We start from the raw sequence: 14,013 nt of genomic DNA, 5'->3' as shown, positions 1-14,013 counted from the left end.
GAAAAGGATGTAAACTTTCAGTAAGACGAAAGGAAGTAATCGCTATGAAAAAGATCGCCTTAGGCTTACTGCAGGTAGCCGGACTTACCGTCTTCTCCCTGCTGGTGAATACGTTAACCTCATTTCTGCATATTCCGCTTCCCGGAAGCATTATCGGGATGATTCTCTTATTTCTGCTGCTGGAATCCGGTGTGATCCGGCTGAACTGGGTAGAGGTTGGCGCCTCTTGGCTGCTTGCTGAGCTGCTGCTGTTCTTCATCCCTTCCGCTATAGGTGTTATGAAATACTCGAAGCTGCTCGAGGCAGACGGTCTGCAGGTGCTGGCGGTTGTACTCGTAGGTACGTTTGCTGTAATGGCCGGCTCCGGGGTACTCACGGGTGCAATTTATAGAATAAAGGAGCGTAGAAGCTCATGATAACCGGATTATTATTTCTTGGTCTCACCGTCGCTGTCTACCTCCTGGCCAAACGCATCTATGCCTCCAGCGGCAAAATGTACACTTCCCCGCTGATTATTACACCGCTGCTGATCATCGCCTTTCTGCTGATGACGGGCAGCTCCTATGAATCTTACAATGCGGGAGGCAAATGGCTATCGGACCTGCTTCAACCGGCGACTATCGCCTTTGCGATCCCACTCCATAAAAACTTCAAGGTACTCAAAAAGCACGCCGCCGAAATTGCGGCAGGCGTGCTGTCAGGAACGGTTATTGCCGTGATCTCATCCATGCTGCTGGCCAAATGGCTGCATCTTAGCGGTGATCTGGCAACCAGTCTGGTGCCTCGCTCGGTGACCACACCGATCGCCATGAGCATCTCACAAAGCATCGGCGGTGTTCCCAGCATTACAGCGGTCTTCGTCATTCTGACCGGTGTACTGGGAACGATGATGGGACCGTCCGTGCTCCGCCTTTTCCGCATTGACAATGAAATTGCGCGCGGGGTATCGCTGGGAACCGCAGCGCATGGTACCGGCACGTCCAAAGCCTTCGAGCTGAGTTCGCTGACCGGCACCATCTCCAGTATCGCGATGATTCTGACGGCGCTGTTCTCTATCGGGCTTGCGCCGGCACTGCTCGCGGTTTTCCTCCACTAGGCCGCCCCGGCTTGGGCCATAGACCGGCAGCAACGGCGAAAGCCATGCTGCGGGTCTTTTTTCTACATAGTAACCATACATGCCTCCTACAGCTTCACCGGCAATCCGCTCTGTGCGGAGGCATAAGCTGCGCAGGTCACCTTCAAGGTCTTATATCCGTCCTCATAATCGCTGAGAATGCGGGAACGGTCTCCGGTCCGCACAGCATGCAGGAATGCTTCGCTCTCCACCGCGTAGGGGTTACCAGTGTTCTTGAATTCCTTGCTGGCTCCGCTGCGGACTTCCAGCAGACGTTCCGGGTTCCAGTCGAGCATTCCGTTATCATTGTAGAAGCTGATGCCCGCTTTACCTACTTCTCCAGGCAGCACGCAGGTGTTGGAGATGCTGGCAATGATGCCGCTCTCCAGCTTCAGGGACACTGTACCCACATCGGACACAGTCACCCCTTCATGCTTCTCATGCATAATCCGGTTGCCGAACATCCCATAGACCTCCGTTACCTCACCGGCCAGATAACGCAGCAGGTCGACGATATGCGTAGTCTGCTCCGTGAATTGTCCGCCGGACTGCTCCTGGTTGCGCCACCAGGCCACGCCCGGCATACCGCCCATCCATTCTCCGACGATCATCCCTACCTTATCCGAACTAAGCGATTGCTTGAGCCGCTGGATGTTCTCCTGATACCGGAAATGATAGCCGACAGAAGTCAGCAGCTGATGCTCCTTAATATCCTGCAGCAGGCTGGCCGGAATGGCCGTGCTTGAGCCCAGCGGCTTCTCAACAAAGAAAGGGATATCCCTTCGAATCAGCGTCCGTTCAATCGCCCCGTGTGACTGTGGAGGCACACAGATATAGACGGCATCCAGCTTGTGCGCATCCAGCATCTCGATAATATCCCCATAGCCCTCGGCTCCGTAAGGACGGGCCATGTCCTCGCCCTTTGGCTTGCTGCTGCCGCAGACGGCCTTCAATGATACATCCTCCATCCCTACCAGCAAATCCGCATGCACCTTGGAGAACCACCCTGTTCCGACTATTCCGATATTTAGCGTCATGTCCTTACCTCCTGTTGTCTATGAATGCCTTTTCATTCGATTATACCCGCTTATGCCATGACAAAGTAGTCCCGCCACTCCTCGGGGAGCAGTTGCCGGTAAGAACTCTGGAGAAAACGGTCATCCGCCAGCACAATAATGCCGCTGTCGTTCTCGCTGCGGATCAGCCGGCCCCCTGCCTGCTGCACCTTGCACATGCCCGGGTAGACATAGGCGTAATCGAATCCGTTCTTGCCCTGCGCTTGAAAGTAGCTCCGCAGCAGATTGCGCTCCAGCCCTACCTGCGGCAGGCCGACCCCGACCACCATCACACCATTCAGCCGGTCACCCGGCAAATCCACCCCTTCGGAGAAAATCCCGCCCAGCACAGCAAAGCCGAGCAGGGTATCCGGATTGTCCGGGCGGAACGCCGCAAGGAAGTTCTCCCGCTCGGTCTCGCTCATCCCGCTGCCCTGCAGCAGGGTAGCGACTTCAGGGTATTTCTCAGTGAACACTTCATATACATTCTTCAAATAGAGATAAGAGGGGAAGAAGACCAGGTAATTGCCTTTCCTTGAGACCATCCCTTTCAGCGCATCGCTAAGCGGCTGTAAGGAGGCGTCCCGGTCATGGTAGCGGGTGGATACCGGAAGCACAGATACCTGCCACTGCTCTTTATGAAAAGGCGAGGACAGGCTCAGGCTATAGTCCTCCTCATCTGCGCCGATCATATCCCTGTAATAGGAGAGCGGCGAGAGCGTGGCTGAGAACAGGATTTGGCTGCGGAAGCTCCCACCCATCTGCTGCAGCAAATGCGACGGATCGAGATTGAACAGCTTCAGGTACACATCACCGCTGCGCACTTCCGCATAGGTCATGTAACGCTCATCATAGGTCTTGAACGTACGCAGCATCCCCTGCACCGCATAGTACGTATCCAGCAGGCTGCCGGCTTCCCCCTCCGCCGGCGGAGTGATCAGCGAGGAAGAATGCAGCAGCTCCAGTTCGGCTTCGGAAGCGAAAAGCTCGAGCAGCTCCGGCAGCTCTGCGTGATACTCCTTCCATTCTCCAGCCCCCTTGTCCCCGCAGCTTTTACGCAGCGCAATGAAGAAGGCATTTACGGCCTTCGCCGCGCTGCTTAGCCGCAGATTCACTGTTTTGTACTGCCGCTGAAGTGCCAGGAACGGCGCCTTGGTCAGCGAGGCGGAGTACATCTCCCGCCCCCGGTCTACCAGATTGTGCGCTTCATCCACAAGCAGCACTGTTTTTTTCTTCCGCTCCTCGGACAGCCGCTTCAGGCTGATCCGGGGATCATAGATATAATTATAATCGCAGATAACAATGTCGCAGGCGTAGGCGGCATCCAGAGAGAATTCGAACGGGCACACCTCATGCTTTCGGGCATACGCGGCAATGATCTCGCGCGTCATCAGCATTTCGTTCTCCAGCATATCGAGCATGGCGGCATTGATCCGGTCATAGTAGCCTTCGGCAAAAGGACAGGAATCCGCGCCGCAGCTTCCATCCTCACGGAAACACGCCTTCTCCTTGGCCGTAAGCGTAATCACATGCAGATGCAGCCCCCGGCTGTTCAGCATCATCACCGCCTCCTGTGCCGCAATCCGTGTAACTGTCTTGGCGGTCAGATAGAAGATGCCGGACACCTTATCCTCTCCAAGGGCCTTGACTGCCGGGAACAGGGTGGACATCGTTTTGCCGATGCCTGTGGGTGCCTGCGCGAAGAGATTGGCCCCCTCTGCAATCGAAGTGTAGACTGCAGCAGCGAAATGACGCTGGCCGGGCCGGTAACCCGAGAACGGAAACGACAAGCTATGGATGCTCTCTCCCCTCTTCGCCTTGTAGCGGACCATCATTTCAGCATATGGCGCATACTTGGCTACCGTCTCTTCAGCAAAGGCTGTCAGCTCTTCGCGGGTCATTTCCCTGTATAGGCTGTACTGCTCCTCACTTCCCCGCTGTACATAGGTTAACTTAACCTGTATTGCCGGGAGATCCAGATCCTGCGTGAGGATATAGGCATACATGAAAGCCTGTGCCCAGTGTACCTCCCGTCCTTCCAACGCGGAATCCGGCGTTCCGGCGATGGATTTGATCTCCTCCACAGTCAGGCTGCCGTCCCCGGCTGCAAGCAGGCCGTCGCAGCGCCCGTCGATGATGAACAGCAGATCCCCATGCGGAATCTCCGTTTTTAAATATACCTCTTTGCGGTCCGCTTCCTTATATTGCTTCTGAATCAGCTGATGGCTGCGCGTACCCTCCACCATAGCCGTACCGCTGCGGAATCCCGGCTCCAGACTGCCGCTGCTGAAAGCATATTCCACCAGTGCCCTCACGGACAACGCGATTTCTGCATAGCTCATCTTGCAACACCTCCATTAATTCCCGGTTTATTCTTTTGACTCAGATGTCATTTTCGTCCGTTATCAAGGATTTAAGCCTGCCTGAGGGCATTACCGGCCCTTGGATTCATTCAGGATTGATTTTACGCTTTCCCCAAAGGGTATACGGCGGTTTCTGATTTTTGACATTCCTTGCCTGGCGCTGCATAATAGGCTTTATTAATAATGGTATTCTTTTGTCCTCATGCTGCTGTTTCCTCCCAGCCGGGAAACATGTTTATTCTTAAGAAAGAAGGCGAAGCTGTGTCATCCGTAACGATCAAACGATGGTTGCTCAAGCCATTTGTGTTCTTCTCCATTATTTTCGTCCTTAAAAGCCTTTTAGCCTGGGGTGTCATTTTTGAAGACCTGCAGTTCTGGAAATCGGTACTGACTGAAATCCCTTTTGTCTGGGCACTTTTCTTCCTGATTGAGCGTTTTGCCTCCAAACGGAAACTCGGATATTACATGACGGTTAATCTGCTGGTTACCGCCATCTTTTTTGCCGCTATTATGTACTTCAAATATTACGGGGTTATTGTCACTTACCATGCGGCAGAGCAGGTGAACCAGGTCACTGCGGTGCGCAACAGTGTATTCTCACTCATGGACCCTTATTATCTGCTGATCTTCACCGACATTATCGTCCTTGGCTTCTACTTCTTCATTAACAAGAACGGACGCAATTACAAGAAGGATACCATCAACCGCCACAACGGAAGAATGCTGCATGTCGTCCTGTTCGCTGTTTCACTCGGACTCTGCCTGTTCAATATTCTTCCCAACAAAGCAAGCATGAACGAGATCAAGAAGGCCCAGGAAATGGGTATCCTTAATTATGAAGCATATACTATCTTTGCTCAAGATAAACCAGAGCTCGTAAATGCCAGCGAGATTACGCAGGACACCATTAATCAGCTTAAGGGAATTGATTCTTCAGCAGTATCCCCGTATGCCGGGGCTGCCAAGGGCAAGAATCTGATTATTATCCAACTGGAGTCCTTTCAGACTTTCCTGATGGGCCTTAAGATAGACGGACAGGAAATCACACCTAATCTGAACCGCCTGATGGAAGACAGCCTGTATTTCAACAACTTCTATCAGATGGTCGGCCAGGGCAATACTTCAGATGCAGAATTCGTAGTTAACTCATCCTTCTACATTCCTCCGCAGGGTGCAGCTACAATGTCTTATGTGGATAAGGAAGTGCCAAGTCTGCCGCGTCTGCTGCAGGCCAACGGATATCAGACAGCCACCTTCCATACGAATGATGTGGAATTCTGGAACCGCGGCGAGCTATACAGCTCACTGGGCTGGGAGCATTATTACGATCACAAGTTCTTCGGGGACGAAGACACCTTCTTCTTCGGGGCTTCCGATGAAATGCTCTACAGCAAAACTGCTGATAAGCTGAAGGAAATGAAAGACGGGGGACAGCCATTCTACGCACAGGTGATCTCCATGTCTGCGCATCATCCGTTCACTATCCCTGCAGAAAAGTACAAAATGAAGCTGCCTGAACGTTATGAAGGCACGTTCGTCGGAGACTATATCCGGTCGCAGAATTATGCTGATTATGCCTTCGGGCAATTCGTAGATGAACTGAAGGCGGACGGAATATGGGATAACAGCCTGATTATGGTCTACGGCGACCATATGGGACTGCCCATCTACTCGCTTGATCACGACGATAAGGAATTAATGAAGGAAATCTACGGTTATGATTATGCCTATGCGAATATGCTGAATATCCCGCTGCTCGTTCACGGCAAGGGATTGGCGGCGCAGACACTTGAGCAGGTGGGCGGAGAAGTGGATATTATGCCTACTGCTGCCAGCCTGCTGGGTGTATCGATGGATAACAATATTCATTTCGGCCAGGATTTGCTCAGCCAGTCTTACAATCTGCTGCCTCAGCGGTATTATCTGCCTACTGGCTCGTTTATCGCCAGCTCCGGCCTGCTGATTCCCGGCAACAGCTTTGAGGATAATACACAATATCCGCTTGCGAGCGGCGGTCATGCTCCGGCCGGCACCGAGGATGAATATACCCGTGCCTTACGGCTGCGCCAGTTGTCGGACAGCTATGTTACACAGCTGCCGGACAAAGAACCGGCTGAAGAATAGTTCTGAGTCTGTCATAGAACCTACAGAAATAAGCCAGCCTCCCGAAATTAGGGGGCTGGCTTATTGTATATACTCCATGGCTGCTATCACTGTTCAAGGATTATCGTTCCTGCTTCTCCAGCAGCAAATAATAGTGTGCGAAATTCTCGAGCTCTTCTGGCTCAAGTATGGATAAATGCTCTTCCAGCAGCAGCATCGACCGGTGTTGCGCTTCTTCCAGAACTCCTTGCCCCTTACCCGTTATCGTCACGATTACCGCCCGGCGGTCGTTCTCATCGGGAACGCGCGCAATCAGCTCCAGCAGTTCCAGACGGTCCAGCATTACCGTGACCGCACTGGATTTCACCTCCATTTTATCGGCCAGCTGAATAACCCGTGCCTGTTTCTCCTGAGCGATCATATGCAACAGTCCAAATTGCGGAACCGTTAACCCTAATTCCTTATGCAGGGACATCTGCGACATTATTTTGCGTTGCACCTTCCACATGGATATGCCCACGCGTTCGATCAACGGATTGATATCTTGCGTCATCCCTTCAGCTCCCAGTCCGTTTGTCTTATTCCAAGCGTACCATTATCTTGGCTACAGATTCAATGCTTTTCGTTTACACAAATCATCATTCTCCGACACAAAAATACTTTATTCTGGCTGATGCCTTGGCATCAGCGATGCGCTATAATCGTAGCAGTGATAAGAACTCACTTAATATACTTAGAGTCAGGGCTGGTGATTATTTTTATGAAATTGGCAACAAAATTAACGTGGATGATGCTGATTGTACTGCTTCTGGTCGGATCATCCATTGGCTTTTTCGGTTATAATGCTGCTTACAAGCAAATCGATGAAGCCGCAGGAATTGAACTGGTAGGCTGCGCCAATATAACTACCGGCCTTATTGATCCCGCCGATATAGCCGCTCTGGCTGCAGGCGATACTAGCAAGTTAAGTGCCATTGAGGACCGCATAGGCTGGATTAATGAACATAAACCTATTTTTAAAGAAGCGTTCATCCTCTCGCTCGACGGCAAAGTGCTGGCCGCTGATGCCCGGTTCAAAGAACGAGGTTATAAAGCCGGAGATCCCTTCTATTTCTCCGATGAAGATAAAGAAACGATTACCACCATGAAGCATTCCGCATACTCCAAAGTATATACATATCAAGGAACCTCGCTTAAAACCGGCTACGGCCCCATTTATCAGGACCATGACCCTACCAAACCAATCATTGCCTTGATGGCTATTAACTTTGACGGCCCGCTGATTCAGACGCGGACAATGGATATTATTACTCAGCCCTTCATTATCGGGAGCTCGATTCTCATTGTGGCCATATTTGCCGCATATCTGATGATTCGCCGGATGGTGAACCCGCTCACCAAACTGTCCGCTTCCGTAAACACCGTAGCCAAAGGTGATCTTAGCCGGGAACCTCTACTCCTCAAGAGCAGAGATGAGATCGGGAAGCTGTCGGGCGATTTCAATGAAATGACCCTGAATCTGCGTAATCTGATTACACAGGTTAATGATACCTCGATGCTGGTCGCCTCCTCCTCCCAGGAGCTCTCCGCCAGCGCGCAGGAGACCAACCGCGCCGGGGAACACAGCGTCAATGTTACCCTCGAATTGGCAGACGGTGCACATACGCAACTGCAGAATCTCGAAGGCAGCTACAAAGCCGTACAGGAAATGTCGCATTTCATTACCGAAATCGCCGACAATGCGGATAGCGCGATGAACAATGCCGCCGTTAATGCCCAGAAAGCCCGGACAGGCCGGGAGTCTATGGATTTGACCACATCCCAGATGGAGATTGTGAGCGTAAGCATCTCCGATCTTTCCGGCATTATTCAAACGCTTGGCAGCCATTCCAAGGAGATCGAGAATATTGTAGGTACGATTGCCAGTATTGCCGAAGAAACAAATCTGTTATCCCTGAATGCAGCCATTGAAGCGGCCCGTGCCGGGGAGGAAGGCCGGGGATTCGCCGTTGTGGCAGGCTCTGTCCGCAAGCTGGCTGAACGTTCGGCGAAGTCTGCCGGTCAGATCGGTGAACTGGTCAGTCTCATTGTGAATCAGATGGACAAAGCCGGAGAGACTATGAAACGTTCCACGGAAGAGATGCATCAAGGCAAAGAGATGATCATCGCTGCCGGACATTCCTTCTCAGAGATCGAGACCTCCGTCTCCGATATGTCTTCGCAGAGCCAGCAGATCTCGGCAACCGTCCGTGAGCTTGCGCTGATCTCCGACGGCCTTGTAACTGCTATCCAGAAGATTGTAGACGTCTCTAACCAGACTGCTGAAGGTGCAGAGACCTTATCGGCCACTTCCCAGGAACAGCTTGCCGCCATGGAGGAAGTAGAATCCTCCGCAGCGTTCCTCTCCTCCCTCGCCGAGAAGCTGCAGGTATTGGTCGAGAACTTCAAAATCGCCCCATGAAGCGGGACCTTGGCTTCCGAGATTATTCAGGTACTATCCGGGGACCCGGGCATATAAATTCTTCTCTTTCAAAAAAAGGCTGTCCCGAACGTGGAATGCTCCACGGCCGGGACAGCCTTTTATTTCGAATGAATCGGCATACATTATGCTGTATTCTCTATGAACCATTGGCCCAGTTCATTGACCGGCATCGGCCGGCCGTAGTAGAAGCCCTGCATCACTCTACAGCCCAGGGATTGCAGCAGTTCAATCTGCTCTGTAGTCTCTACGCCTTCGGCAACAACCTCCATATTAAGATTGCTGGCTATGGCAATGATATTACTGATAATTGCTTTCTTGGAGTGCATCTTGCTCTTACGGATGAATACCTGATCAATCTTCAGTGTATTGACCGGAATCTCATCCAGATTGCCCAGGGAAGAGAAGCCTGTTCCGAAATCATCCAGCGAGACTCTTACTCCGAGATTACGCAGCTTAGAGAGCTGGGCAACCGTTTCTTCCATGTTGTTCATCGCAATGGACTCTGTAATCTCAAGTTCAAGGAAATGCGGCTCCAGACCAGCACGCGACAGTGCTTCTTCCACCACATCGTACAGACTGCCGTTCTCAAACATCCGGGCTGACATGTTGATCGAAACCGCTACATTCGCCACCTTCGCCTTATGCCAGAGCATATTCTGTCCGCATACATCATGGAGCATCCAGTAGGTAATCGGCACAATCAGGCCCGTCTCCTCGGCAATTGGAATGAATTCAGCCGGAGAGATAATTCCATGCTCCGGATGTCTCCAGCGCAGCAGGGCTTCAAGACCTACGGTAACATTCATCAGTGAATCCCACTTCGGCTGGTAGACAACCATGAACTCCGATCGGGCCAGCGCCTTACGCAGATCCTTCTCCAGCGACATCCGCCGTACCTGATGACGGTTCATTTCCAGATCGAACACACTGAACTTGTTCTTGCCCGAGTCCTTGGAAGTATACAGGGCTGTATCTGCAGCCTTCATTAGCGCCGAACGGTCCGTTCCATGCGCGGGAGTCATGCTGATCCCTAAGCTGGCGGTTACATACAGTTCATTGCCTTCGATGCTATAAGACTTCTTAAGCTCCTGCAGAATATGCTGCGCTTCTTCCTCCGCTGCTCCAATCGTACAATCGGGCAGGGCAATCAGGAATTCATCGCCGCCGAGCCGGAAGACCTTGCCTTTCCCGCCCACACAGCAGGTCAGCCGTTCGGATACTTCCCGCAGCAGCAGGTCGCCGATATCATGTCCGAGCGTATCATTAATGGATTTGAAGCGGTCCAAGTCAACGAAGAACACGGCTCCCGAGATCCCTCCGAAGAAATCATCCTTGAAATAACGCTCCAGTCCGTGCCGGTTCGGCAGTTCAGTAAGCGGATCATGGTAAGCCATACGCTCCAGGACATGCCTGTCCAGAAAAACAGCTCCGCCGGAGAGTGCCAGCATAAGCAGGGTAACCAGCGAAATGCCGGTCAGCAGAATGACATCTGCCTCCATGAGTGCAGGGTTCGTGCCCAGCCAGTTATCATACTGCAGATGGCTGGTTGACAGACTGGTATAATGCATTCCGGTAACCGCAAGGGCGATGATCAACGCTGAATACAGCTTCCAGCGGCTAAATCCTCTATAATCCTTGAATTTGCGAAACATAAATACTCCGATGTAGGAGGCCAGCAGAGCAATCAGAACAGACAAGGCCTGTTCCTTAATTTCGTAATGAACCTTTACCTCCATTTCCATGGAGGACATTCCGATATAATGCATGATTGAGATACCGCCGCCCAGTATTACACCCCCAATAAGAAACCGCCACAATCTCTGGCGGGAAGCCGTCGCTATCTGGAGTGCCGCATAACAGGACAACATACTGACGAGCAGGGACAGAACAGCTGTACCTGGATGGTAGCTGACCTTGAAAGGGAGATGGCTGGCCATAATGCCTACAAAATGCATGGCCCAGATTCCGCTTCCCAGCACGCAGGCACCAGAGAGCAGCCAAAGGCGCCTGACTCGGCCAGTAGAATGGGACACCTGCGAAATCAGATTAAGCGCAGAGTATGCCGCAGTTGCAGCAAGCGCAAAAGATAGTAAAACAATCCAAATATTATAGTGGATTCCCATTTGATCCATAGTTGACCTCTTCACCGGTTTTATTATCATCGTCGTTTTCAGTGTTAATCTCAAGTTAAAAATCAATATACGAATAGTAGATAAATGGAAGAGTGCATAAAGATTATAGGCGATCCCTGAAATATAACTTTAGCTGTATTTTACCTTTTATTTGGCAGACTGTCTAAGTAAATACTGGAACTTAGACCCTTTTTTTAGTGTCGGCAAAAAATGTCCATATTTGGCTTCAGCCCCCCGCCCGAAGGGTTGGAAGCCGGCCGCTGCGCGAATCCTCCGGCAGGAAGGCCCGGTGCCATATCCAGGCGTTTGCAGCTGCCAGAATTACCAGATAGATGTATATTCCCGCAGGAATTAAAGTGAATACATAATGTATCCCGGCCAGTCCTGCCAGAACGAACAGCTGCACAAAAGCACTGCCGGTGAATTCCTTCCGCCGCGCTGCTTCATACTTCTCCGAGAACGGCAGCGCCCTGGGGAACAGAAGAAAGCAGAGCACCGAATACAGCAGCAACGCAAGCAGTACGGCTGCCATATCAGCAATAATCCTGGACCCGAACAAGCCGATGAACACAGCTGCCTCCAGAGTAAACAAAGGCACCAGCAGCTTAAGCACCACTGCCTTCAGCATCCCGCGGTACACCATAGCGGTTCCCGGCAGGGGGATTACTTTATAGATCCATGCGCCTTTATAGCTGGTGGAGTAGCGGAGCATTTGTACCGCCGTCATCATCAGGAGAGCACTGTAATAGATAAACAGGAACGATCTGGAGCCTCTGATGGCTGCCAGATCCCCGCTCCACACCTGATTGAAGATAAAGATAAAAGGCAGCACGAGGGACAAGCCTACAGTTGGATATACCCTAAGCTTGAATTCGCGCTCGTGCTTCATCATCGACCAGGTGAAGCGGAAGAACATCGCCTCTACCTTGTTCCGGCATGTTATCTCTGATAGCCTGCGGGATATCCGCCCGTTGCCCTGCCCTGAAGCGCCTTGTTCAGCCAGCTTCTGGAGACTGCGTTCAAACAGCGGCATCAGCCGGATATAGGCTGCAAACAACACGATAGGAGCTGCGAGAGCGAGTACGGCCAGGATAGTTAGATGCCTGCCCTCCGCTCCCCCAACCAGCAGCTCAAACGGAGCCCCGAACCAGACGGGAGGCAGCGCGAAGTGCCACCACGCAGGAGTGAAGCTGAGGCCGAACTCTGTGATATTAAACAGGCGAGATACGAGCTGAGCACCGACAGTTACACCAACGGACAGAATAATCTGCACATAATTGATGATGTCCTTAAGCTTTTCACCGTCAAAAAACCTTAAAATCAGCAGATAAACCAGTGCGGTAAACACCAGAATGAAGCCGTCCATCAGAATGATCTCCGCAGCATACAGGAAGAAGAACAGTGCCCCGTGCCGGAATAACGAGAACAGAAGCGAGGGGCCGGTGAAGGTCAGGGTTAACGTGAGCAGATAGATCAGAATATGGATGCTTTTGGCCATGTTTAGCGTCCGGCGGTCCACCGGCTTGGAGAAGAGGATGTTTTTGTCCCGCAAATCCAGCATGACTGTCGAGAAATCAGATATCAGCGTCGTTGTGATCATGAACATCACTATGCTGAACATCAGGCTCATGGTCAGAATATAATTGTCTGCAGGTACAACCAGCGCGATCAGCATCAGCCCGAGCAGCAGATACAGCCACTGTACCCGGAACGGAGAGCCTTCCATATTCAGCTTGGGTTCCTGCGATCCGGAGAATATCGTTGGTGTCCGCCGGCCGTCCATCGTAAGCTTAACCTGAAGAATGCGGCGCAGTACGGCATAATCGACTCCGAGGACCTTAAATATCCACTGCATCCGGTCCAGCAGCTTCAGTACAAAGAAATCACGCATGCGGCGCACCCTCTCCAATCACAGCAACGAACTCACTGGCGATATCCCTGTACTTGTCAAATCCGGTCAGCTGATTGAAAATCTCCTCAAGCGAGCCCTCCCGGCTCTGCTCCCGCAGCTGCGCGAAGGTTCCGTCCGCAACGATATCTCCCCCGTCCAGCAGAATAATCCGGCTGCTGATCTTCTCCACCACGTCCATAATATGCGACGAATAAAAGATTGTTTTGCCCCTTGCCGCAAGTGTTGCAAAAATCTCCTTCACCACCATTACACTGTTGGCATCCAGACCGCTGAGCGGCTCATCCAGGAACAGAATATCCGGGTCATGCAGCATGCTGGCAATCAGCAGCACCTTCTGCTTCATCCCTTTGGAGTAGGAGGCAATCCGCATGTCGTAGGCCTTATCCAGGTTCAGCAGGCCCATCAGTCTCTCCGCCTTGAGCTCAGCATCCGCCTTCTTCATGCCATACAGCTCTCCGATAAAAGTAAGATATTCCCGGGCAGACAGGCTGTCATATAGCTCCGCCACCTCCGGCACATAGCCGATTCTTCTTTTGTAGGCCGTGTCCCCGTCTGAGATATCTCTGCCAAAAATGCGCACCGTCCCGCTATAGCCCTCCACGAGCCCCAGCATGATTTTGACCGTGGTACTTTTGCCGGCGCCATTGGGGCCGATGTATCCGATAATCTGTCCCCGGTATACCTCCAGGTCAATTCCCCGCAGCACCATTCTGTCACTGTAATTCATCCATAGACCTTCAATTGAAATGACCGGTTCTTCTGTATAACCCACTACCCTCTCTCCCTTCGGCATGCACATCCATCATCTTCAAATTATGTTTTAGCTGTTGTCCCTATTTTAGCAAATTTTAA

General features: G+C 51.8%; 10 protein-coding genes. 4 read left to right on the top strand and 6 right to left on the bottom strand.

The window, feature by feature from the left end; genetic code table 11:
* The first annotated feature begins 44 nt into the window (after positions 1-44).
* Complete coding sequence (locus MKX70_RS07635; protein WP_039305543.1) at positions 45-416, top strand: CidA/LrgA family protein; 372 nt, start codon at positions 45-47, stop codon at positions 414-416.
* Positions 413-1,096 carry a CidB/LrgB family autolysis modulator gene (locus MKX70_RS07630; RefSeq protein ID WP_081956731.1) on the top strand — a complete coding sequence of 228 codons (684 nt, stop codon included), beginning with the start codon at positions 413-415 and terminating at the stop codon, positions 1,094-1,096. The genes MKX70_RS07635 and MKX70_RS07630 overlap by 4 nt, the downstream gene beginning before the upstream one ends.
* Before the next feature lie 86 nt (positions 1,097-1,182).
* Here MKX70_RS07630 and MKX70_RS07625 read toward each other — a convergent pair whose 3' ends face one another.
* Together MKX70_RS07625 and MKX70_RS07620 are read right to left on the bottom strand one after the other, a co-directional pair.
* Positions 1,183-2,151, bottom strand: a complete 969-nt coding sequence (locus MKX70_RS07625) for a Gfo/Idh/MocA family protein (RefSeq protein ID WP_340839811.1) — start codon at positions 2,149-2,151, stop codon at positions 1,183-1,185.
* 50 nt (positions 2,152-2,201) lie between these two features.
* Positions 2,202-4,511 (bottom strand): ATP-dependent DNA helicase, encoded by a 2,310-nt coding sequence (locus MKX70_RS07620; protein ID WP_340839810.1) that lies wholly within the window; start codon positions 4,509-4,511, stop codon positions 2,202-2,204.
* Positions 4,512-4,763: 252 nt separating this feature from the next.
* On the opposite strand from MKX70_RS07620, the gene MKX70_RS07615 reads away from it, so the two are divergent.
* A complete protein-coding gene (locus MKX70_RS07615; protein ID WP_042240455.1) occupies positions 4,764-6,656 on the top strand; it encodes an LTA synthase family protein in 1,893 nt (630 codons plus the stop codon).
* A gap of 100 nt (positions 6,657-6,756) precedes the next feature.
* On the opposite strand, the gene MKX70_RS07610 is transcribed toward MKX70_RS07615, so the two are convergent.
* The gene (locus tag MKX70_RS07610) at positions 6,757-7,188 is read right to left on the bottom strand and encodes a MarR family winged helix-turn-helix transcriptional regulator (protein ID WP_042240457.1); all 432 of its coding nucleotides are present in this window, start codon (positions 7,186-7,188) and stop codon (positions 6,757-6,759) included.
* A 207-nt stretch (positions 7,189-7,395) separates the two neighbouring features.
* On the opposite strand from MKX70_RS07610, the gene MKX70_RS07605 reads away from it, so the two are divergent.
* The gene (locus tag MKX70_RS07605; protein WP_340839809.1) at positions 7,396-9,096 is read left to right on the top strand and encodes a methyl-accepting chemotaxis protein; all 1,701 of its coding nucleotides are present in this window, start codon (positions 7,396-7,398) and stop codon (positions 9,094-9,096) included.
* Positions 9,097-9,239: 143 nt separating this feature from the next.
* On the opposite strand, the gene MKX70_RS07600 is transcribed toward MKX70_RS07605, so the two are convergent.
* From MKX70_RS07600 to MKX70_RS07590, 3 genes are all read right to left on the bottom strand, one after another.
* Positions 9,240-11,249: a putative bifunctional diguanylate cyclase/phosphodiesterase gene (locus tag MKX70_RS07600; protein ID WP_042240462.1), complete on the bottom strand. Its 2,010-nt coding sequence runs from the start codon at positions 11,247-11,249 to the stop codon at positions 9,240-9,242.
* Positions 11,250-11,475: 226 nt separating this feature from the next.
* Positions 11,476-13,140, bottom strand: coding sequence for a hypothetical protein (locus MKX70_RS07595; RefSeq protein ID WP_042240464.1), 1,665 nt, complete (start codon positions 13,138-13,140; stop codon positions 11,476-11,478).
* The gene (locus MKX70_RS07590) at positions 13,133-13,888 is read right to left on the bottom strand and encodes an ABC transporter ATP-binding protein (protein WP_231637931.1); all 756 of its coding nucleotides are present in this window, start codon (positions 13,886-13,888) and stop codon (positions 13,133-13,135) included. The genes MKX70_RS07595 and MKX70_RS07590 overlap by 8 nt, the downstream gene beginning before the upstream one ends.
* Positions 13,889-14,013 lie beyond the last annotated feature (125 nt).

The sequence above is a fragment of the Paenibacillus sp. FSL R7-0312 genome (assembly GCF_038004445.1).
GTDB lineage: Bacteria > Bacillota > Bacilli > Paenibacillales > Paenibacillaceae > Paenibacillus_AQ.
Note: the sequence above shows the minus strand (reverse complement) of the source record. Positions and strands in the feature narration are given on the sequence as shown.